20 protein-coding genes and 1 pseudogene are annotated in these 22758 nt (G+C 45.5%); 18 read left to right on the top strand and 3 right to left on the bottom strand.

From position 1 onward, the window contains the following. Positions 1 to 2 precede the first annotated feature (2 nt). The 5 genes from BAZ21_RS12745 to BAZ21_RS12725 all read left to right on the top strand — a co-directional run bounded on the left by BAZ21_RS12745 (position 3) and on the right by BAZ21_RS12725 (position 3709). Entirely contained in the window at positions 3 to 488 is a 486-nt protein-coding gene (locus tag BAZ21_RS12745; protein ID WP_068500871.1) for a PspC domain-containing protein, read from the top strand. After that, positions 488 to 1192, top strand: a complete 705-nt coding sequence (locus BAZ21_RS12740; protein WP_068500868.1) for a PspA/IM30 family protein — start codon at positions 488 to 490, stop codon at positions 1190 to 1192. Before BAZ21_RS12745 ends, BAZ21_RS12740 begins: the two co-directional genes overlap by 1 nt. Positions 1193 to 1338: 146 nt before the next feature. Then, on the top strand, positions 1339 to 1986 hold the full coding sequence (gene liaF, locus BAZ21_RS12735; RefSeq protein ID WP_068500865.1) for a cell wall-active antibiotics response protein LiaF: 648 nt from the start codon (positions 1339 to 1341) through the stop codon (positions 1984 to 1986). Positions 1987 to 2001: 15 nt separating this feature from the next. Then, positions 2002 to 3081: a sensor histidine kinase gene (locus BAZ21_RS12730; protein WP_068500862.1), complete on the top strand. Its 1080-nt coding sequence runs from the start codon at positions 2002 to 2004 to the stop codon at positions 3079 to 3081. Continuing rightward, positions 3059 to 3709, top strand: a complete 651-nt coding sequence (locus BAZ21_RS12725) for a response regulator (RefSeq protein ID WP_068500860.1) — start codon at positions 3059 to 3061, stop codon at positions 3707 to 3709. Before BAZ21_RS12730 ends, BAZ21_RS12725 begins: the two co-directional genes overlap by 23 nt. A gap of 76 nt (positions 3710 to 3785) precedes the next feature. On the opposite strand, the gene BAZ21_RS12720 is transcribed toward BAZ21_RS12725, so the two are convergent. Further along, positions 3786 to 4259 (bottom strand): hypothetical protein, encoded by a 474-nt coding sequence (locus BAZ21_RS12720; RefSeq protein WP_068500859.1) that lies wholly within the window; start codon positions 4257 to 4259, stop codon positions 3786 to 3788. A 245-nt stretch (positions 4260 to 4504) separates the two neighbouring features. On the opposite strand from BAZ21_RS12720, the gene BAZ21_RS12715 reads away from it, so the two are divergent. From BAZ21_RS12715 to BAZ21_RS12705, 3 genes are all read left to right on the top strand, one after another. After that, positions 4505 to 5269, top strand: a complete 765-nt coding sequence (locus tag BAZ21_RS12715) for a YwmB family TATA-box binding protein (protein ID WP_068500967.1) — start codon at positions 4505 to 4507, stop codon at positions 5267 to 5269. 187 nt (positions 5270 to 5456) lie between these two features. Beyond that, positions 5457 to 7013: a glucose-6-phosphate dehydrogenase gene (zwf, locus tag BAZ21_RS12710; protein ID WP_068500856.1), complete on the top strand. Its 1557-nt coding sequence runs from the start codon at positions 5457 to 5459 to the stop codon at positions 7011 to 7013. Between the two features lie 254 nt (positions 7014 to 7267). Then, positions 7268 to 8848, top strand: coding sequence for a peptide chain release factor 3 (locus BAZ21_RS12705; protein WP_068500966.1), 1581 nt, complete (start codon positions 7268 to 7270; stop codon positions 8846 to 8848). Positions 8849 to 9000: 152 nt separating this feature from the next. On the opposite strand, the gene BAZ21_RS12700 is transcribed toward BAZ21_RS12705, so the two are convergent. Further along, on the bottom strand, positions 9001 to 9234 hold the full coding sequence (locus BAZ21_RS12700) for a small acid-soluble spore protein SspI (RefSeq protein ID WP_068500852.1): 234 nt from the start codon (positions 9232 to 9234) through the stop codon (positions 9001 to 9003). Between the two features lie 162 nt (positions 9235 to 9396). Between BAZ21_RS12700 and BAZ21_RS12695 the strand changes: the two genes are divergently transcribed. The 7 genes and pseudogenes from BAZ21_RS12695 to BAZ21_RS12665 all read left to right on the top strand — a co-directional run bounded on the left by BAZ21_RS12695 (position 9397) and on the right by BAZ21_RS12665 (position 16935). After that, positions 9397 to 10059, top strand: coding sequence for a potassium channel family protein (locus BAZ21_RS12695; RefSeq protein WP_068500848.1), 663 nt, complete (start codon positions 9397 to 9399; stop codon positions 10057 to 10059). A gap of 70 nt (positions 10060 to 10129) precedes the next feature. Further along, positions 10130 to 10924 carry a TrmH family RNA methyltransferase gene (locus tag BAZ21_RS12690; RefSeq protein WP_068500845.1) on the top strand — a complete coding sequence of 265 codons (795 nt, stop codon included), beginning with the start codon at positions 10130 to 10132 and terminating at the stop codon, positions 10922 to 10924. A gap of 1239 nt (positions 10925 to 12163) precedes the next feature. Next, on the top strand, positions 12164 to 12838 hold the full coding sequence (locus tag BAZ21_RS12680; protein ID WP_068500842.1) for a response regulator transcription factor: 675 nt from the start codon (positions 12164 to 12166) through the stop codon (positions 12836 to 12838). Next, the gene (locus BAZ21_RS12675; RefSeq protein WP_068500840.1) at positions 12835 to 14196 is read left to right on the top strand and encodes a sensor histidine kinase; all 1362 of its coding nucleotides are present in this window, start codon (positions 12835 to 12837) and stop codon (positions 14194 to 14196) included. Before BAZ21_RS12680 ends, BAZ21_RS12675 begins: the two co-directional genes overlap by 4 nt. A 169-nt stretch (positions 14197 to 14365) precedes the next feature. Further along, a pseudogene (locus BAZ21_RS29610) lies at positions 14366 to 15345 on the top strand (serine hydrolase domain-containing protein). After that, positions 15263 to 15793, top strand: a complete 531-nt coding sequence (locus tag BAZ21_RS29605; RefSeq protein WP_256020812.1) for a hypothetical protein — start codon at positions 15263 to 15265, stop codon at positions 15791 to 15793. The pseudogene BAZ21_RS29610 and the gene BAZ21_RS29605 overlap by 83 nt, the downstream one beginning before the upstream one ends. A 179-nt stretch (positions 15794 to 15972) precedes the next feature. Then, the gene (locus tag BAZ21_RS12665) at positions 15973 to 16935 is read left to right on the top strand and encodes an alpha/beta hydrolase (RefSeq protein WP_068500837.1); all 963 of its coding nucleotides are present in this window, start codon (positions 15973 to 15975) and stop codon (positions 16933 to 16935) included. A 529-nt stretch (positions 16936 to 17464) separates the two neighbouring features. Here BAZ21_RS12665 and BAZ21_RS12660 read toward each other — a convergent pair. Further along, positions 17465 to 18877 (bottom strand): MDR family MFS transporter, encoded by a 1413-nt coding sequence (locus BAZ21_RS12660; protein ID WP_256020781.1) that lies wholly within the window; start codon positions 18875 to 18877, stop codon positions 17465 to 17467. Positions 18878 to 18992: 115 nt separating this feature from the next. Between BAZ21_RS12660 and BAZ21_RS12655 the strand changes: the two genes are divergently transcribed. The 3 genes from BAZ21_RS12655 to BAZ21_RS12645 all read left to right on the top strand — a co-directional run bounded on the left by BAZ21_RS12655 (position 18993) and on the right by BAZ21_RS12645 (position 22735). Beyond that, positions 18993 to 19586, top strand: a complete 594-nt coding sequence (locus BAZ21_RS12655) for a TetR/AcrR family transcriptional regulator (RefSeq protein WP_068500834.1) — start codon at positions 18993 to 18995, stop codon at positions 19584 to 19586. Positions 19587 to 19854: 268 nt separating this feature from the next. After that, positions 19855 to 20691, top strand: coding sequence for a BglG family transcription antiterminator LicT (licT, locus tag BAZ21_RS12650; protein WP_068500831.1), 837 nt, complete (start codon positions 19855 to 19857; stop codon positions 20689 to 20691). A 148-nt stretch (positions 20692 to 20839) separates the two neighbouring features. Beyond that, positions 20840 to 22735: a beta-glucoside-specific PTS transporter subunit IIABC gene (locus tag BAZ21_RS12645; protein WP_068500828.1), complete on the top strand. Its 1896-nt coding sequence runs from the start codon at positions 20840 to 20842 to the stop codon at positions 22733 to 22735. The last annotated feature ends 23 nt before the right edge of the window (positions 22736 to 22758 follow it).

Here is a 22758-nt window from a genome sequence, read left to right as displayed (position 1 = left end):
TTATGACCCGAATTTACCGATCAAGCCGGGATAGAGTATTAACTGGAGTATGTGGCGGTCTTTCCGACGCAACAGGAATGGATTCAACTTGGATTCGTATTCTGGTTGTGATCAGTTTCTTTATTACAGCAGGTACCACATTTATGATTTATGTGATTGCTGCGCTGGTGATCTCCAAGGAGCCAAGATCTCCTTTTGATGGAGGATTTGGTCCAGATAGCGGCCCTTACACCCATCAGGACCCACGCTATTATGGCGGTAATAGTACAAGATCGCAGTATGGAAAGGGAACTGGTTACAATCAGGGCGGAGCATACGGCAATTCGAACCCGTTTGGTCAAGATGCCCGCCATTCATCCAAATTTAATACAGGCCACAACAGTGATCTGGATTCCATGATGGAAGATATCGAGAAAAAAGCAATGAAAAAGGAATTGGAAGAGTTACGTAAAAAAGTAGAGCAATTTGAGAAGGGAGAACGTAAATAATGGGAATCTTTAAAAGAATGAAGGATATGACAAGAGCATCGGTGAATGAAGTGCTGGATAAAGTGGAAGATCCGGTTATTATGCTAAATCAGTATCTGCGCGATATGGAGGCAGAAATTCACGAGGCTGAGGTAACGGTTGCCAAGCAAATGGCAAATGAACGTCGCATGAAACAGCGCTTGGAGGAAGCCGTGCGTGTATCCAATGAGCGCGAAAAGCAAGCCGAATCCGCATTGCGGAATGGTCAGGAAGAAGTAGCACGCAAGCTGCTGGGCGAGAAGATTTATTTTGTGCAAAAGCAGGATGAGTACCGTGACTTGCATACACAAGCTGAGCTTCAAGCCAAAGAATTGGTACAGCAGCTCCACGACATGAAGGATGAATTCTACAAAATGCGCAATAAGCGTAATGAGCTGGTATCCCGCGCTCAAATGGCAAAAGCCAAAAAACAAATGTCGCAAATCAACAGTTTGCACACGATTGAAAGCGGATCTGCTTCGCTGGGTTTCCACCGTATGGAAGAAAAAATCATGCAAATGGAGGCAGAGGCTGACGTACTTCGTGCTCCTTACCGCCAAGCTCCGGGAGAAGCATATGTCAATCCGGCAGAGGCTGAAAAACAATTCAAAGTGGATGAGCAGCTTCAACAGTTGAAGTCCAAAATTCAGGCAGGTGCTAAACCTGTAGATATCAAGAAGGACTGACTACTCGGAAACACCACATTATGATATGCTGTATAGATGGACACTAGCCAATAACAGTGCTCAATCTGTACGGTTCGAGAAGCCATATGGCGGTAGTCGCGCCACTATGGCTTTTCCTTCCTGTATAAACAAAAAGGGGGTGCAGCATGGAGAGAAGAAAATCAGTCTTGGCACTGGCAGGGATCGGCATCGGAATTATAATTTTATTCGGTCAGTGGATTGGTTTCCTCTCCGTGGTTGCACTGATCCTGATGTTGATTGGAATATATAAGATTCGCAATTCCAAAATCAAAAAGGGCTATACGATGCTTGCAATCGGTGCCGGGCTGTTGGTACTGGATCATTTGTTCTTGTTTGTGGTGGTCACTTTGACCTCATTGGCTGCTTTTTATTCACGTTCCAGAAAGCTGCATAAAGGCCAAAGCTCTATATTCAAGCACAATTTTATATCCAATCATAAATGGGACGAAGTGCCGTGGAGCTTGCGCAGCACAAGTATATGGCATGTGGTTGGGGATGTGGATGCTGATTTGACGTTGGCTATTCCGGAAGAACGTGAACCCGTCATATTTTTGCAGGGGATCTTCGGTGATATTGATATCACGCTGCCGGATAATTACGGTGTAGAGGTGGAAATGTTCGTGCTGTTCGGGCAGATTCAGTTTGACCGTGATCATGAAGCGGGTATGCTCAATCGAATGGTTTGGAAGTCACCGAACTATGCACAGAGTGAATATAAAGTGAAGTTTATCATTTCATACTTGGCGGGCGATGTACGCGTCCGATTTTATTGATCAGGAGGAACCGGGATGAGTCATAAAAAAACGTCCAACATGGTAACCCGCAGTATGGGTGAAGGTATCCTCCTGTGTGTTGTTGTGGGCGTAGTTGTCTTTTATATGCTGTATACATATGGATATGTGAAGTCGTTCCCGACCTGGGGAATGATATTGAAATTTGCAGGAGCCGTAATACTGGTGTTGATTGGAACAGGGTCCATATACGGATTTTATGAGAGCTATCGCTTTAAAAGCAGGCTGGAAATGCTGAGAGAGACGTTGCTGATGTGGGAAAAGGGAACCCCCGCACGTGAGCTGCCGCCATTGGGCCATGATGAGCTAGGCAGGCTGGGCGAGCAACTGGAGCGAATCGGGCGCAAATGGCAGGAGCAGGTTACGTCTTTGCAGCGATTGTCTACGAATAATGCCCAACTGGCAGAGCAGGCCCGGGTGACTGCGATTGTTGAGGAACGGCAACGGCTGGCCAGAGAGCTGCATGATGCAGTATCCCAGCAATTGTTCGCCATCTCCATGACGGCGACAGCTGTCGGCAGGACACTGGATAAGGATTTTGATAAAGCGCAGCGTCAAGTGGCGCTGATTGAAGAAATGTCTTCCGTGGCACAATCCGAAATGCGGGCGCTACTGCTTCATCTGCGGCCTGTCTATCTGGAAGGGAAACGACTGGAGCAAGGCTTGCGTGATTTGATACAGGAGCTGCAGGCGAAGGTACCGATGGAGATTGATTTTGAGATGGAGAGCGGAGTACAGTTAGTTAAAGGCATTGAGAACCACCTGTTTCGTATTGTTCAGGAAGCCATGTCTAATACATTGCGTCATGCCAAAGCAAGCCGCATGGAGATCCGTATCGTGCAACGACCGGATTCCATCCGTTTGACGATTCGGGATAACGGCGTTGGTTTTGAACTGGATGAGAAAAAGCAGACTTCATACGGATTATCCACGATGCAGGAACGGGTCAGCGAGATTGGAGGAGCTATTCAGTATATAACGGCTCCGGGAAAAGGGACACGAATTGAGGTGTCGGTGCCAGTCATTAATGATGAAAGCGGAAGGAACGATGATCATGGAAACGGAATTACCGATTAGCGTACTGCTGGTAGACGACCATGAAATGGTACGGATTGGACTTGCGGCAGTGCTGGGTACGGAAGAAGGCATAGAGGTGGTTGGCGAGGCTGGAAGCGGGGAAGAAGGCATACGATTGGCTTCGGAATATAAGCCGAATGTGATTTTGATGGATCTGGTCATGGATGGCATGGATGGTATTGAAACGACACGCCAAGTGATGCGTCTGCTTCCAGAAACGAAGGTCATTGTGCTGACGAGTTATTTGGACGACGAAAAAATGTATCCCGTCATTGAAGCGGGGGCATTCAGCTATCTGCTCAAGACGTCCCGCGCATCCGAGATAGCAGATGCGATCCGTGCAGCTGCACGAGGACAGTCGGTGTTGGAGTCGCAGGTGGCCTCCAAGATGATGAATCGCTTCCGCCAGCCGCAGGCTGAGGCACCCGCCCATGCGGAGCTGACGGATCGAGAAATGGAGGTACTCCGGTTGTTGGCACAAGGGAAATCCAATCAGGATATCGCAGATGAGCTGATTATCGGGATTAAGACGGTAAAATTCCATGTCACCAACCTTCTTGCCAAACTAGGTGTGGAGGACCGCACACAGGCGGCAATCTACGCCTATAAAAACGGATTAGCAGAGTAGGACGTAGAGTAAACGAAGACAAAGAACCGGAGGACGCATCTTGCCCTCCGGTTTTTTTGCGTTCAATGCACAATGCTTAGATAAGTAGGAACAAAAAGGCGATTAAAGCCAAATCTAGCGCAAGTCCTGCTCTAAATCCATATCCGCCATATCTACCATACCCGCCGCCATAGCCTGGTCCACCATATCCATATCCACCGTAGCCATTTCCAGGCAATCCTCCGGTGTCATAAGGATAGGATGGGCTCAGAGGTCGGTTGGGTGGTCTAGTTAAGGAATTTAGTTTGGCAGAGGAATTTGCTTTGTTTTTAGGATTCCTTTTTTTCTTTTTAGAGGATACCTTCTTGGCTTGTTGTTTCTCCTTGTTGCTATAGCTTCCGGCATAAAGGCTGCCGGGCGAGGAGGAAGGATACCCGTTCAGCATTAGCTTGCCCTTGCTGCACCCGCTTAAGATGCCGACGTGCCTTGTACCATCACGCATAACTGCACATACCAGCTGGCCGCCATAAGGTGCTACGCTGGTTTCAGTTATAGGGTAAATAGGAAACATGATTTCACCTCTTTTGGGTTAAGATGCGTTGTGATCATAGTCTATTCTCACGGTGCCTACGATGTATGGTCGAACACCCAGTTAGGCAGATGAATATTTTAAAAGGCATTGCTGCATTTTTGCGCGTATAAAACCTCCGGTAACGGGAATGCTATTGATAGATTAATAGATTTCAAGCCAACCCAAAAAAGAAGGCATTCAGATCGTATTTGGAAACGGATGGTTATGAAGCGGGAGGAATGGCGATGCTAAAAGCAGGGATGATAAAAAAAGGGATGATTGCTATCATAGTCTTGGGAGCGGTGCTGGTACTGACTGGCTGGCGTTATGGAGCGCTTCAGACGACTCGATATGATTCCCGTGAGGCAGAAGAAGCATTGCGTTCGTTGTTAACCGTCTCGGATCAGGCTCCCGGTTCGCTGGATAAGCTGGTTGTGAAATGGCAAGGGGATTGGACTGCTAACGGTGAAAATCCAGAGGTTATAGCGGCACAGATAGCCGATCAACTGAATATGCCTGCTGTAAACAAGCTCGTGGAAAATGGGCACACGGTGTATCGTTCTGTTCGTGACAGTGAAAGCCTTAATTTGCGTTTAAACATGATGGAGCGGCAGGCTGAGCAATGGTATGTGGTCGTTCAACTGGACAGCAGCGATGCAGGACGTGAGCAATTGGTCCGACTTCATAAGCTCTGTGCTGAGCTATTAAAGTCTGTTGGAGTACAAGCGCAGTGGAACACAGCCGTTCAGCGTTCACTGCATTCTGAGAAATCCGTAAATCAACTGCTGAAGCTGACAGAGGAGAGCTTAGCTAGAAACCTTTCCATGCAGGCCAAAGAAAGATACACAGATGCAACCACGGTAGCTGTATCCTATGAAGCTCCGAAGCTTCCGTTAAGCATTCAAAGCGGTGAGCATCAGGTACATATGCAGATGGCTGTACATGAAGATGGGGAAGAGCAGGATACACGTATTTCACTTGGGTTTCCACTTATTACGATAGAATACTGACTTATAAGGTAAATTTATGATTGATCGGATGGCTTATCCATGTAGAATATGATAAAATGTCATCAAATCTTTAGTTCCATGTTTTTCGAAAATCAAGTATGATCTTGTTTAAATATACACAATACTACATGCGGATTTCGAGGATTGTGGATTGCGGAATCTTGACATGGGAAGAATGAGGTACTTCATGGCTGACATACCTGTTAAAGAATCTGTTGTGACGCAAGGTGCAGTTTTGTTTATTTTTGGTGCTACTGGCGATTTGGCTCGCCGCAAGCTATTTCCTGCGATTTACAGCTTGTACCGTGAAGGGAAGCTTGCTGAAGATTTCGCCGTTATTGGTGTAGCAAGACGCCCTCGCACAGAGGAAGAATTCCGTAACGACCTGTACGCTTCCATACAGGAGTTTAGTCGCTACAAGGCAGAGAATGATCAAGAATGGCAGGGGTTTGCCGACCATTTTGAATATAAATCGCTGGATATCAACAATGTGGAAGGCTTTCATGAGCTGAGACGGCAGACGGAGTCTATAGAGAACAAGTTTAACATTCCGGGAAATCGGTTGTTTTATTTGGCCTTGGCTCCAGAACTATTTGGAAGTGTGTCGAAAAGCCTGAAAGAAGGCGGCATGATGGATGGCAAGGGCTGGAATCGTCTGGTTATTGAGAAGCCGTTTGGTTACGACCTCGAATCTGCCCAAGAGTTGAACGTTGAAATACGTGAGGTATTTGCCGAAGAAGAGATTTATCGGATTGACCACTATCTTGGCAAGGAAATGGTACAAAATATCGAGGTTATCCGGTTCGCAAACGCCTTCTTTGAACCATTGTGGAATAATAAGCATATTGCCAATGTGCAAATTACCCTTAGTGAAACGGTAGGTGTGGAAGAGCGCGGAGGTTACTACGATCATTCCGGTGCCTTGCGCGATATGGGGCAGAATCATATGCTGCAAATGCTGACGATGATTGCGATGGAGCCGCCTAGTCGTTTGTTGCCTGAGGATATCCGTGATGAAAAGGTAAAGGTGCTGCGCTCGCTGCGTCCTTTTGAATCGACTGAGGATGTGAAGACCAATGTGGTACGTGGCCAATACACAGAAGGAAGCTATCGTGGTCAGCAGTTGCCTGGATATCGTGAAGAGGATAAGGTTGATCCACAGTCGAACACAGAGACTTATTTTGCTTCACGCGTATTTGTAGATAATTTCCGTTGGGCGGGCGTACCGTTCTATATTCGCACGGGCAAACGTCTCCCTGTCAAAACAACGGAGATTGTAGTGGAATTTAAGAGCATGCCGACAAATGTGTATCTCGGTCAAAAGCATAAGCTGGAGCCGAACCTGCTCGTCATCCGGGTGAATCCAATGGAGGGCATTTATATTAAAATTAATGCCAAGAAGCCTGGCTCCGAATCAGATATTGAGCCGCTGGCTATGGATTTTTGCCAAAGCTGCATGGTGGGCATCAACTCACCGGAGGCTTACGAACGGCTGCTGATGGACGCGATTGAGGGTGACTCGACGTACTTCACGCGTTGGGATGAGGTTGCCACAGCTTGGGGATTCGTCGACCGAATCGCCAAGGCATGGCAGCAAACCCCGGATACGCTGGAAACCTATGCTGCCGGCTCATGGGGACCGGAAGGTGCCCACAAGCTATTGGAGCAGGATGGCTTCAAGTGGTGGCCGGTTAGCGGTCAGGATGAAGATAATGTCATCTGGCGGGTAGGCGGCGCTCAGTAATCCCGTTTTGTCCAGCATCCCCCTATGTCCTGTTCAGGATGTAAGGGGATGCTTTGCGTTCGGAGTATGCTATAATAGCTTAGTCTCAGGTTTTCAGTTTGCACCTGATTTATAAGTTAAAGGCAGGCTAAAACATGTAAATAAGATCGTATTTATAATGAAATATGGTGATGAAATTAGGCGTGCATCATGGCCTTTTTATGAATAGCTTGAGCAAGGAATGCAATGGATTTGATCATGAAGGGATATGTGAAATGAGTAAAACAACAGATATACTTCAACAGGAAGTTGACAAACGGCGCACGTTTGCGATTATTTCTCACCCGGATGCGGGGAAAACGACATTGACGGAGAAACTGCTGCTGTTCGGAGGCGCAATCCGTCTTGCAGGTACAGTCAAAGCGCGTAAAGCAAGCAAGCATGCGACGAGTGACTGGATGGAAATAGAAAAGCAGCGGGGAATTTCGGTTACATCCTCGGTTATGCAATTTGATTATATGGGACATCGCATTAATATTCTGGATACCCCGGGTCACCAGGATTTCAGTGAAGACACGTATCGCACGTTGACAGCCGCAGATAGCGCGGTCATGCTGATTGACGTGGCGAAAGGTGTGGAGGCGCAAACGATCAAGCTGTTTCAAGTTTGTGCGAAGCGCGGAATTCCGATTTTCACATTCATTAACAAGCTGGACCGTGAGGGACGCAGTCCCTTTGATCTGATGGAAGAACTGGAGCAGGTGCTTGGTATCCGTTCGGTTCCTATGAACTGGCCAATTGGCACAGGGCGGGAGCTGTGCGGTGTCTATGACCGTGTCAAGAATCAGGTCGAGCTGTTCCAGGGAGATGATCACTCCACGATTAAGGTACAAAAAGTGGAGGATTATAATGATTCAATCATTCGCGAGATGGCGGGTGAATATCTGCATGACCAATTGTGTCAGGATTTGGAGCTGCTTGATGTAGCGGGCGATCCTTTTGACATGGAGAAAGTACAGCGCGGAGAATTAACACCTGTATTCTTCGGTAGTGCGATCAACAATTTTGGTGTGCAAACGTTTCTGGAGAACTTTCTCCAGCTTGCTCCCAAACCAGAGCCGCGTCGCAGCACAGCGGGGGAAATCGAGCCGACAAACGAGAAATTTACCGGCTATGTATTTAAGATTCAAGCTAACATGAACCCGGCTCACCGCGACCGTATCGCATTTTTGCGCATCGTGTCTGGTAAGTTCCAACGCGGGATGAGTGTTAAGCATGTACGGATGGGCAAAGAGATTAAGCTGTCCCAACCGCAGCAGTTTCTGGCACAGGACCGTGATATTGTCGAGGAAGCTTTCCCGGGCGATATTATTGGATTGTTTGATCCAGGTATTTTCCGTATTGGCGATTCACTCAGTCAAGGCAGCGAGATCGTATTTGATGAATTGCCGACCTTCTCGCCTGAAATCTTCGCCAAGGTTACCGTGAAAAATGCCTTAAAGCACAAGCAGTATCAGAAGGGGATTGATCAGCTAACTGAGGAAGGTACGATTCAGGTGTTCCATACGGTAAGCTTCGACGATACGCTATTGGGTGTTGTCGGCCAACTGCAATTTGAAGTATTCGAATATCGCATGAAGGGCGAATACGGAGTAGACGTACAGCTCCAGCGTATGCCATTCCAATTTGCACGTTGGATCGTGGATGATCAGATTGATCCGAGCAAGTTCCGTATTAACTCTACACTGGTAAAAGATAAAAAAGGTAATTATGTCGCCTTGTTCGAAAACGAATATGCTATGCGTACCGCTATAGAGAAAAATCCGACAGCCAAGTTTTTGGAGATGGCTCCATAAGGTTTAGTCAGCATAGCAGACTGATCTTAGTCATTTTGATCTACACAACGAATAGTCCACTCAAGGTTACAGCGAGTGGACTATTGTCATTTTCGGATAAGAGCAGAATCATAAGCACGGCTAAACATAAACAAGAACTTGCACGGTAGGAACTAGGTTAATGGGACGGGTTTGATTTTATCAATTTGTTCATGAGCCAAATGGACGAACTCCTGCTGCTGGTTTGAGCTCATTTGCTTCCAGGCGACTTCAAGAATGACACCCAATCCAGGCAAAGCGGCCTCTGGTCCATCCACTGACCCCATAATCATATCTGTAAGATCAGCTTCTGATTTGCCGTGAACTTTGTGAACAATCGCTTGTCGTAAATCCAGTGTAATGGGCATGTGTACCTCCCGTATGTTGTAGTAGTTATCAGGTGTATTATGGCTTGGGCTACAGCCGGGTATACATGAAGAAGCATTTGGCATAAGCATGTCAAAATTTATGTTTGTAGCGTGTTATGCTATACTATGACGGACAGAATGGTGATCGGGAGGTAAGAAGGAATGGCAAAAAAACAGTATGCGGTCATTGGTATGGGGCGTTTTGGTTCCAGTGTTGCCACCGCACTGAGCGAGATGGGGTTTGATGTGCTGGCTATTGACTCGGACGAGCAGCGCACACAGGAGATGTCAAATATTGTGACGCATGCCGTGTCTGCCGATTCGACGGATGAGGAAGCGCTGCGAGCGCTGGGTATACGTAATTTTGACGTGATTGTAGTTGCGATTGGCGAAGATATTCAAGCCAGTATCCTCACGACATTGATTCTCAAGGACATGGGTGTACCGGCTCTAGTGGTCAAAGCGCAAAATGAACTACACGGGAAAGTGCTGCACAAGATTGGGGCAGATAAAGTCGTTTATCCTGAACGGGATATGGGGCTGCGGGTAGCCCATCATTTGACATCTCCCAATATTTTGGATTATATCGAGCTGTCCAAGGACTACAGTATCTTGGAGATGAAGGCCGCCGATTCCATGATTGGAAAAAATCTGAAGGAGCTCGATATACGCGCACGCTTCGGCTGCAATGTAATGGCGATTCGCAGAAATCAGGAAATGAACATCTCACCTTATGCAGAAGATCGGCTGGAATCGGGGGATGTGCTGGTTATTGTGGGTCATAAGGATGATCTGGCCAAGCTGGAGCTGGCTTTTGCTACATAGGAGAGGCTTGGTATTTAAGTATAGGACAAGTTAAGAATTATTTATTTTTAAAGAAACGGACGGATAACGTATGGAAATCATTTCACCGAATAATACGCGTGTAAAAGAATGGGCGCAGCTGTTGGAGAAAAAGCATCGCACCCGCCAGCATAAATATATTGTCGAGGGTATTCATCTGGTGCAGGAAGCGCTGCGTTCAGACGCGGCTGTTGAAAGCGTCGCTTACGATTTGGACAAGGGCATTCCCGCTGAGCTGAATGGCCTGGATCAAGCTGACCAGCCGGTGGAATGGATTCCCGTGTCGGCGGCGGTCATTGCCAAATGCACCGATACGAAGACGCCGCAGTCCGTCTTCGCCATCGTGCGTAAGGGGGAGCGCAGCGCATTTGCGGCATTGCTGGAGCAGCCGGATGCGCTGGTGATGGTGCTGGACGGGGTGCAGGACCCCGGCAATGTAGGCACCATCATCCGCAGTGCGGACGCCGCCGGAGCGGCTGGCGTCATTCTGGGTCATGGCTGCGCCGACCTGTACAATCCCAAAACGATCCGCGCCACCATGGGATCGTTGTTTCACCTGCCCGTGATCGAGGGCGGTCTGGAGGAGCTTTTGCCGCAGGCTCAAACCAAGGGAGCCCGCTTGATCAGCACCTCGCTGGATGCGAGCCTGTCATGCTATGCCGTGGATTTGCGTGTATCTACCTGGCTTGTGATTGGCAACGAGGGCCAAGGTATTTCGGATGCCACCGCACGCATGGTCAATGAATCGGTGTTTATCCCGATGCAGGGACAAGCAGAATCGCTAAATGCAGCGATGGCTTCTACGGTGCTATTATTTGAGACGATGAGACAGCGGAGCTATAGCTAAATCCACATAAGGTGTGTGGTTTATAACATCAATTGAGACTAATTATATTACTAAATGAGACTGTTTATATCATCTAAATGAGACAGGCAATATCCCCGAAAAGCCAGTAAAATCGGGAATTAAGGCTAAGTAAACACAAAATTATCTGTTAATGATTAATCTAAGTGTCTTAGTTTATTGTGAAAAAGGATAGCCTATTTTTTATAACAAGAAGTGAGACAAACATTATCTGAAGGAAAAATTACCTTTGCTCGGCTAAAATTTTGTTATATACATTTTTAGCTACAGGACAATCTAATATCTAACCTAAATAGCCCCGTTAAAAAGGGGCTTTTTTACTTTATGTATAGCAGGTGAAATGACTCGTTTTAAGAAAAATGTTGCACTCATTCAAATCTCATCCTGCTATTTGGAGAATGCATCTTTGGTACTTAGATTTTAACTTACGGAGATATTTGGATAATTAACAGGCCTGTTTATACATTGTGATTTTTAAGTTGGGACGAAACGATCTCATCAGTTTTTGTGTTTTGTTGATTAATTTCCAAGAAATATTAGATTGAATCATTTGTCTATTTCCTTGTCTAAATGGGTATACTGACTCTAAAATAGAAGGGGGGAGATTATGATTAATTATAAAGATATATATAATTTACATATTCAACTTCTTGATGTATATGAGAGGAACCAAAAGGATCGCCATCCTTATCAAAAGGATATTAATTTTTATAATCAACAGCTTAACTTTTTTAGTGAAATATTGTACAAAAGATTTTTGTTTTAAACCAACTGATAAAAATTTATGAGAAGAATAGAGAGCCTCAAATTAAGTGGTGCTCAGAGACTTATTATTCAAAACAACATAAGGATATTGAAAAGATAACAGATTGAAAGATGGTAAGTCCAGTGAGTGGTTTTATTTCATCGTAATTGAAATATGATTTTACATGAAATAAACAGACAAGCTAAAGCGAAAATATTCAAGAAAAAGTCGTTCCCGGTGTTGGCGGCAATCAACACCAGGGAGGCGTCCGGGTTCTCGTAAGCCACGCTCCCTATCTGGCCGCTGTACTGCCGTGGATGCGATCTGAACTGCGCCCGGGCGGGCCAATAACAATTTAAAGAGATCATTTCTACATCAATACCGTTGCATGTATTCAACCAATGAGGTAGCATATGTAGACATTCTTCGCTCTTGCACAAACGAAGAATTATTCTTTTTAGGGAAAGAGGAAACGAATGCCTACGATATTGGTTGCTGACGACGATGCGAACATTCGCGAACTCGTCTGTTTATTTTTGCGCAACGACGGATTTGCAACGGCCGAAGCCGCTGACGGCAAGGAAGCACTGGCCATCTATGCCTCCACGCCTGTCGATTTGGTCATCCTTGATATTATGATGCCGGTCATGGACGGCTGGGCGTTATGCAAGGAACTTCGAAGAGCCAATCCGGATCTTCCGTTACTTATGCTGACTGCAAGAAGCGAAACCTGGGAGAAAGTGCAAGGATTCCAGCTCGGGACAGATGACTATTTGACCAAGCCATTCGATCCGCTCGAGTTGATGGCTCGCGTCAAGACACTGTTGAAACGATACCGTATGGGCTCCACGCAGACCATCCGGTTAGGCAACGTCATTCTGGACCGGCAGATTTATAAGGTCATGAGAGGTACGGAGTCGCTCGCCTTGCCGCTCAAGGAGTTCGAATTACTGTATAAACTCGCTGGAATACCGGGACAAGTCTATACGCGGGAGCAATTGATCGATCAAGTTTGGGGGATCAATTACGCTGGCGATGATCGAACGATAGACGTGCATATTAAACGCCTGCGCGAACGTTTCGCGGCTACCTCCGATTTTCGTATCGAAACGGTGCGCGGACTTGGCTACCGGCTTGAGGTACAGGAATGATCAGTTCCTTATATACACGCGTAGTCCTGACCTTTCTGGTCTCCGTGATCGTGGGCACGATCATTGCTTTTTTTGCGGCAACCTGGATATTTCAAGATAAATTAAACGAAAACCTGCAAATCACCTTACTTGATTTTGGCCAGGACATCGTCCGCATCTACGACACATTGCCGTTACATGAAGCAGAATTGTTTATAAGTGAAATGAAGCAACTCAATTCCTATCACATTCGAATCTATGAAGAAACGGATCAGTTCCAATCCTACGGAGAGCTTACAGGACACCATGCTTTCCCTGTGACTACGGAACAAGTGAAGAAAGTGCTGGATGGAGGAAGGGTTCAAGCCAATGGGATCGATACGATCTTCTTGGGGTTGCCGATAAAAACTGAAATGGGAACCAGAGCAATGTTTGTAGAGCCGCTCACTCCCTCTTCCACCTCATTTTTCATCAAGTTTGTTGTAACTTTTTTGATCTATTCGTTGATAGCAGGAAGCTTATTGATTCTAATTGCGGCTATGTTCCTAGTGAGACCGATCAAAAAGCTGACAGAAGCGACCCGGCGTATAGCTGCGGGAGATTTCAACGTCAAGCTTAATATTAAACAAAAGGGTGAGCTAGGTACTTTGGCTCGGAGCTTCGAAGAAATGATGCACGATCTACAGCAGCTTGAGCAGATGCGCAGGGAATTTGTGACAAATGTGTCCCATGAAGTTCAGTCTCCGCTCACTTCCATTTCCGGTTATGCTATAGCGCTCAAGCAGGTAGACCTCCCGGATCACGAACGAAGCCGTTATCTCGATATTATCATCACTGAGGCTGCGCGAATGTCCAAAATGAGTGATAGTCTGCTAAAGCTGAGTTTTCTTGACTCGCAGTCACCGCAGATGCGACTCGTCACGCTCAGTCTGGATGAACAGATCAGACGAGTAATCGTCGCTATTCAACCCCAATGGTCAGCTCGCAACATTCAGTTCGAGCTTGATTTGCAGCCCGTTAAAATCACGGCCGATCATGACCAGTTAAATCAGGTATGGAGCAATATCCTCGGCAATAGTATCAAATTTTCCAAGGATGGCGGCAGGATTGACGTCAGCATCAAACAGGATATCAAGAACGTGATGGTCCGCATATCCGATTCGGGCATTGGTATTCTCCCGGAGGACCAAAAGCGTATATTTGATCGCTTCTTTAAAGCCGATCGTTCCCACAGCCGGAAATATGACGGCAGCGGTATGGGACTGGCCATTGTAAAGCAGATCGTATCGCTTCATCAAGGGGACATCCGGGTCGAGAGCGAATACGGACGAGGAACGACCTTCATTGTCATCTTGCCAATCACAACACCAGCAGGGTGATTAGATTCATACCTTCTCAAGGCTACGCCACCATGTGCACACTTCCTTGCATGTGACGGCGCAGCTTTTTTTTGCCTGTTCATATTCCGTTCATATTGTCGTCATTAGGGGGACATCTTGGTTGGCTATGCTGTCTTTAGCGCCCCCGTTAAGGTAGTCCGACACATAGATGAAGACAGGAGTAAATCCGAGAGTGAAACCAAGAGAGGTAACAAAAATGAGGATGAGCATGAGTACAGCAAGAAAAAGAAATTCTATAGCTGCTGCAACTCTCGTTCTGACGATGCTTGCCCCAATGTCTGCAATGGCCGCACTGCTGACAGAAACATACGGCATCCCAAGTGTGCAATATGCGCTCATCGATGATGGAGAAATTGTGGTCTCAGGTCAGGCAGGCAAAAACGACCTAAACGACAATATCTCCCTTACTTCAAATACGGTTTACGGGATGGGTTCAACGAGCAAAGTGGTACTCGCGGCCGCTGTGATGAAGCTTGTAGATGAAGGACACCCGTTACAAACAGATACACCACGCATGCTGTTGAATCATTCCTCCGGTCTTCTCGGTAAAGCAGCCCTAATCACACGATACCTTGCTAACGCAATTGGCGACTCAAAGCTTAAAGGCAGTCCAGGAGCAGCATGGGCTTTACAACATTTATATACAAGTATTTTACAGAGCCTCTGGCAATGAATCATACAAAAACTCCGCTGGATGCTTTGGATTTAACGGCAATGGCTGGTATCTATTCCCCTGCTTACAAGGGACAACTCCCCATTGAGAATTATAATATTATCGGTACCGGCGGCATCTACTCTACAGTTGAAGATCTCGTTAAATTCTCACAGATTTTCACGGAAAAGAACAAGGGCATTCTTTCTAAGGAGTCGATAACAGCCATGGAACAAGAAGAGTATAAAAAAGGCATGTGGCCGGAAGATAACGATGCGTCTTTTGCATACGGATTAGGATGGGATAGTGTGAACCTGTTTCCATTTAACCAATACGGTATCAAGGCACTAACCAAAGGTAGGAGATACTATGTCCTATCATTCATCATTAGTTGTGCTCCCAGAACTGAACATGGCTGCGGCTGTGATCTCTTCTTCAGAGGGTTCAAGCGTAATCGCTCAAATGTTGGCGAATGAACTGCTGCTTAGTGCACTTCAGGGAAAAAATGTAATTCAGGAACTGAAGCAGGATAAATCATATGGTATACCTGTAAAAGCGGATATGCCACAGGAATTATCCCTGTATACAGGGATTTATAGCGGTTCCATTGTGTTAAAGGTAGATATGAGTACTGCTGGAGAACTGTCTGTATTCACAATTGCCGCTCCAAACAGTCCTGCCCAAAAGTATACGTATACGGCAGATGGCTCTTTTGTAAATGAAGAAGGCACCGAAAAGATAAAATTTGTTGTGGAGAAAAATGGTCGTACCTACTTGTGGTCCCGTTCATATATAAGCGTACCAAGGCTTGGACAAACGGCTATCTCGGAGTACAGCGCTGAGAGGCTTGAAACCAATGAATTATCCAAAGAGGTTATGGTTTTCAGTGCCAACCGCGGCCAAAGGAAAGCTAATGACAGTTAAATTACCTGCGAATAGCTCATTTGCTGTATATGATCAAGGAGGGAATTGTATGAACCACTCCGTGGTTAGCGGTAAGAATCAAGTCTTGTTACCAGAGGATGGTAGGAGTGTTTTTGCAGGCGAGGCCAGTTCCAAGTTTGTCATTTCATAGAAAAATAAATAGGAAAGGGTTTAAATCCATGAAAAAATTACTTGTGTTTATGCTTAAATCCATAGGCGTATTAGTTGCAGCCATGGGACTCTTTATTGCGATTGTTTTTATAGCCAATATAATCAGCAGTAAATCGGAGCAAGGAAAAATAATACCCTACGGGCAGTCTGTACTTGTCGACGGTAAAAATATGAATGTTACGATTCAAGGGAAAGGCGAAGAAACGGTCGTGCTATTACCTGGTTTCGGAACGGCAGCACCCGCTCTGGATTATAAGCCGTTAGTGGATGAGCTGTCTCCATTTTACAGAGTCGTCGTAATTGAGCCTTTTGGTTATGGACTAAGTGATGTTACCGAAAAAGAACGAACCCTAGATAACATGGTAAGTGAAATTCACGAATCTTTACAAGGTCTTCATATTGACCGCTATATTCTCATGGCCCACTCCATTTCAGGCATTTACGGACTGGATTATGTGAACAAATATGAAAACGAAGTTAGTGCATTTGTCGGAATCGATAGCAGCGTTCCAACGCAAGGTGGTAAGGATGATCCATTCCCGGCAGAAACGTATAAACTGCTCAAAAAATCAGGTTTCTCGAGATTATTAATGAAACTGAGCCCTGACCAACTGGTTACACCGACCGTTGATGATCAAACAAGAGAACAAATTAGAATTCTTACGCTCAAAAACATGTTTAATCCCAACATCTTAAGTGAAGGCGAACATATCATTCCTAATTTTAAAGCTGCTGAAAAGTTGACCTTTCCAACGAACCTTCCAGTTATTTTCTTTTTACAAGCGAATAATACCGAAACGGAAGGCTGGATACCTCTTCATGAGGAGCAAATAAAAAACTCTGTACATGGAAAAGTGATGACATTTGAAGGAGGGCACTATTTGCACCATACCCGGTCCAAAGAAATTATGGAAAATTTTAGGGAATTTATGAATGGAATAAAACCTATAAATGAGCAAAAACGGATATAGAAAATTCCAAAGATGATTAGGCAACATTGAATCGCTCGCAAACCGTATGAAACGGAACGCCCTTTTGGGCGCACTCGTAGACATACCGAAGGCGGTCTTGCTGAGCCTGCTTACGTACAATACGTAGTCCTTCGCCAAAAGGACAAGGTTGTCCCAAACCAACCGTGCAATACCAGTTAAAAATATTGTCTCACTGCATCTTATAGAAAAAGTACGGTTATCCTACTAGATGTTATAAATATCTTTGATTAATGTTATAAAAACAGCCATTATAAGCTTGTTTTAGTCTCAAATGAAGTTATAACCCACAGATGTGGTGTGAGTTGTAATTCACATTGGCACCGTTTGTAATCAAATTTGGCACATCTCAAAAAGTCCTGATCATCAAGAAAACTTTGATGCATCAGGACAATTTTAAAATACGATCTTATTTTTTCTAAGGTTATTATGTAGAAGATACGAAATACGATACGACCGATGGGGCCGAATAAAAGACCTGTTGTCCGCGGAATGAAAACCACACTCGAATTTATCTTTTTATTCTCGGCAGAAGTGTCGCCGGAATTAGCGCCAGTGCAGAGAAGGCAATCGACCAGATAAACACATGATCGAACGCAACAGCTACAGCTGTCGGGTCATGTGGCATGACAGAATTAATCTGCAAAATAATAGCGATAACCGATGCGCCAAAGGCGCCGCCGATTTGCTGCATAATACGAGTGGTGCTGCTGGCATGCGGGATTTGCTTCGAAGACAGGCCAATATAGGCGGAAGCCATGACCGGCAGAAACACAGCCCCTAATCCTGCCCCCCGCACGATCAATGCTGCGCTCAAATAATAATAGCTCGTATCCGCGCTAAGTTGTGTAAATGGCCATGTTCCAAGCAAGGTAAGCATGGTTCCGACAAGAACGACGGGTCTCGAACCGATCTGATCCGTTAGTTTGCCGGCAAGCGATCTTGTCAGCAGCATCCCGACCCCTTGCGGCACGAGCAGCAGACCGGATATAAGCACGGATTCGCCGCGGACTTGCTGGAAGTATAACGGCAGCAGAAGCATCGCCCCGTAGGTGGTCAGGCCGGATAAAAAGAGCAGTATCGTGGATACGGCTAAAGAACGCACCCGAAATAGCCTAACATCAAGCAACGCTTCGCTTCCTTTGCGAAACGCATAAACGACAAACACAGCCAAAAGTGCTAAACCCGCTAAAACGGGAACGAGAACCGCGACATGGCCGAAACCGTGGTTGGAGCTTACTTCTCCAAGACCGCAAATAATGAGAACGATGGCCGGAGAAAGCAGCATCAGTCCCAGCAGATCCAGCCGCAACGTTCGGGTTCTGCGCTCTTCATTGGGCAGCCCCTTCCACGCCATAATGATGGCAACGATGCAGAGTGGAATGTTTACCAGAAAAATCCATCTCCAGTTCAGATGATTAATGATGAGGCCTCCCAGCACTGGCCCCAAAATCGGTCCAAGCAGCGCCGGCAAACCGACCGTGGCCATCCCTTTGCCCATATTTTGCCCTCCGAAGGCACGTACTCCCAAGGTCTGCATAATCGGCATCAGCAATCCCCCGCCGATCCCCTGTATGGTACGGAAAAAAATCAGGCTCTCCACGTTCCACGCCAAGCTGCATAGAACAGAACCAAGCAAGAACATACAAAGCGAAAAAATCCACATAGACTTGCCCCCAAATCGCTCCACGGCCCAGCCGGTGATGGGAATGACCATGCCAAGCGCAAGCAGATAACTGGTCATAACCCATTGAATGGTCGACACCGAGGTATTAAATTCCCGAACCAGCGTATCAATAGCAACATTGGTTATCGTCGTGTCGAATAGCGGGGCCAGAATACCGACCATTAGAATCCACATCATTTTCTTCGCGGCCGCCTGCTGTTCAGCCGATTCAAGCGTTTCGGAACTTTGTTTTTGCAAGTTGAAACCTCCCTTTGATCGTGCAAATAAGAAACTATGAGTTTCTTATTTGCATTTATGATATACTATCGCTATATGAAACGCAACGAATTTTTTTAAGGAGTATGAGAACAATATGTCCAATTCTCAACACCAAGATAAATTGAAAAGCAGACGCAGGGGCAAAGAACTGGAAGCGGCTATACTACAAGCGGTATGGGAAGAGTTGAAAGAACGAGGATATTCTAATCTTACGATGGATGGAGTGGCGGAACGGTCGGGAACAAGCAAAGCCGTACTTTACCGGCGATGGGCCAACCGCGCTGAAATTGTATTGGCGGCGATCCAGGAACGCGTGCCCCTGCCGCTGGAGGAGGTGCCCGATTACGGGAATTTGAGAGATGATGTTTGCGGCGTGCTTAGATTGATGAATCAGAACATTATCGAAGTGATGATGAAGGCTTTCTATGGGCTCGTAACAGAAATCGGGGCCATGCCGCTTGCATCCGTGCTATTCCCCGAAGGACGTCATAACAGGACAATGACAATAGTGCTACAGCGAGCTGTTGACCGAGGAGAGGTGTCGGCCGAAACCGTTACGCCCCGGATACTTACTTTGCCAGCAGATTTGGCCCGCAATGAGTTAATACTTTATAATAGACCAATGTCTGAGCAGACGATTGCTGAGATTGTGGACGAAGTATTTTTGCCACTTGTGTTAAAGCGGTGATTACCAATTCCGCCCCTCTTCAATAACAAAAAGAACGTTTTCCATGAGCTATGCAATTCCAAAATTAAGCGACAGGTGTTCAAATCCAGATTTGAGATTATTTTTTTGTTGAAAACGTTCTCTCCATCTTATATAATAAATCTACAATTAATATTAGGGTTGTTACTGCATCGCAGGCAAAGCCTAAACCAATCCGTGCTAAATTATATTTAGTTTAGGATTAGTTTAGGCTTTTTTTGTTAGTAAAAAATATAAAGTGGGCGAACTCATGAGGATTAAAAAAATATTTAACAATAATGTTGCACTGGTTGAAGGGCCGAATCGATCCGAGATCATTGTTATTGGAAAGGGACTAGCCTATCAGAAAAATCCAGGTGGAAATATAGATCCATCAAAAATTGAAAAGACCTTCGTGATGGAGACTAAGGAATTATCTGAGCGGCTATCTACATTACTGAGTGAGATTCCTCCAAAGCATCTAGAATTGACAGATCAAATTATCCGCTATGCAGTAAAGGATCTACACACTTCCTTTAGTGATAATATCTACCTGGCTCTTACAGATCATATTAGTTATGCAATTACGCGCTCCGCGCAGGGATTGAGTCTCAAGAATGCGCTGCTCTGGGAGATACAGAAGTTCTATCCGAAAGAATATCACACGGCAATGCATGCTTTACACTTAATTGAAAAGGAAACCGGAATTAAACTGCCTGTAGATGAAGCTGGCTTTATCGCAATGCATTTTGTAAATGGTCAGCAGGATGGTCAGGAAATGGAACAGACCTTGATGGTTACCCAGATGGTTCAAGGAATTCTTAATATAGTAACACTTCATTATGGGATTGAGCTAGATGAGAATTCGTTAAATTATAGCCGCTTTGTGACTCACTTAAAATATTTTTCTTATCGCACCATGCGGCATGAATCGATTCCTTCTGAGGATGATGAGCTCTACGAACAAGTCGTTGCCAAGTATCCTGAAGCTTTTGCCTGCAGTGAGAAGGTAAGGGCATATTTACGGGAAGAGTATCAAGTTGAGACAACCGAAGGTGAAATGGTCTATTTCATGCTCCATATTAGGCGTGTGACCAGCAGAGATTAGCCTATTACAATAAATTGCAGGGTTGTTACCATTAGTTGGGCAAAGCCTGGATAAGTGATAAGTGTACTGTTTTTCAGTGTACTTAATCACCTATTCAGGTTTTTTTATTTCATATAAACCAGAATGAGGTCTAAAGGAGCGAGCACAAATGAAGTACGAAAGATTAGCGAAAGATATCGTGCAGAACATCGGTGGAGAGGAGAATGTTACGAATCTTGTCCATTGTGCAACCCGGTTGAGATTTAATTTAAAAGACAGTCATTTACCCGATAAAGAGAAGCTGACAAGCTTAGAAGGAGTGCTGACAGTCGTAGAAAGTGGCGGTCAATTTCAAGTGGTTATCGGAAATGACGTTGCACACGTATATCAAGAGATTATGAAAACTAGCAAACTTGGGACAGGGAATTCTGCATCAGAGGATGCAGATAAACCTAAGGAGAAGATTCTGTCCACAATTTTTGCAGTGATTTCCGGAAGTCTTTCTCCTCTGTTGCCTGCAATGGCCGGAGCGGGGATACTAAAAGCTTTTTTAACCCTGTTCACAACCTTTGGCTGGGTATCTGCGGAAAGTGGAACCTACCTCATTCTGGCTGCAGCAGCTAATGCCGTCTTCTATTTCCTGCCTATATTCCTGGGCGTCACTGCAGCGATCAAATTTGGCGCCAATCCTTATGTAGGTGGAGTTATCGGTGCAGCATTAATGGAACCGAACTTTACGGGGTTATTGGCTAATGGAGATACTTCTTCCTTTCTAGGCATTCCTGTAGTCTTAATGGATTATTCAGCAACCGTCTTTCCGGTATTCGTAGCTATTTGGATATTCTCTTACGTGGAGAAATATCTAAAGAAAATCATCCATAAAGAGCTGCAGACGTTTTTGGTTCCGTTATTATCCTTAGTCATCATTGTGCCACTCACTGCGATGATCTTTGGCCCATTTGGAGTATATATCGGAAACGCGATAGCAGATGCTATTAATTATCTCATGGGAGTAAGCGGGCTGTTAACAGGAGCTGTAATTGGCGGATTAATCTTTTTCCTTGTTGTTTTTGGTCTTCATTGGGGCATTATTCCGATCGTTCTGGCAAATCTTACGAATGGAACCGATCCAATCCTTGCGATGTGGGCAGCTTCTAACTTTGCAATGGCAGGGGTGGCACTGGCTGTTTTCCTTAAATCTAAAGAAAAGTCTTTGAAATCAATTGCCGGTTCCTCTACGTTAAGTCTGTTGTTAGCCGGTGTCTCTGAGCCGACCGTATACGGGATATTGCTGCGTTACAAGCGCACGATCCCATATGTTATTATTGCCGGAGCTGTCGGAGGGGCGATTAATGGCGGTTTCCATACGTATGCTACAGCATTTGTCTTCCAAAATATTTTTTCAATCGGTGCATTTGAACCTGTCGGGTATTATTTAATAGGGATTGCCGCCGCCATGGGGATTGGTTTGATTCTGACGATTCTTTTCGGATACCAAGACAAAAAAGCTGTTGCAGTGACTGAGCCAAGTGACGCAACTCCTACAGTAGAAGTAAAGGCTGTTCAACCGGAAGCAAGTGTCAACCTTACTGGTGTTTCGCAGATCTTGAAGAAAGAGGTACTCCTCAGCCCATTAACAGGAGATGTGAAATCCTTAACTGAAGTTCCCGATCCTGCTTTTGCAGAAGGTGCTATGGGGAAAGGGATTGCAATTATTCCGAGTGTTGGCCAAGCCGTATCTCCAGTGAACGGTACGATTGGCACAATCCTCAAGTCAGGTCATGCTGTAATTATTTTGTCTGAGAGTGGTGCGGAAATATTGATTCACATTGGAATCAACACCGTTCAATTAAAAGGGCAATATTTCACCCCTCGGGTTAAGGCAGGAGATCAGGTCCGCAAAGGGGATCTATTGATTGATTTTGATCTTAAGAAGATTAAGGAAGCCGGATATAATCCGATCACTCCAGTTATAATCTCGAATACCGGCGATTATTTGGATGTTATTGAAACAACAAACTCATCGGTTTTGGCACAAGATAAGTTGCTGACGCTTGTTGTCTAAGCAAAACTAGTCAGAAAGGAGAC

The sequence above is a fragment of the Paenibacillus kribbensis genome (genome assembly GCF_001705305.1).
GTDB lineage: Bacteria > Bacillota > Bacilli > Paenibacillales > Paenibacillaceae > Paenibacillus > Paenibacillus kribbensis_B.
Note: the sequence above shows the minus strand (reverse complement) of the source record. Positions and strands in the feature narration are given on the sequence as shown.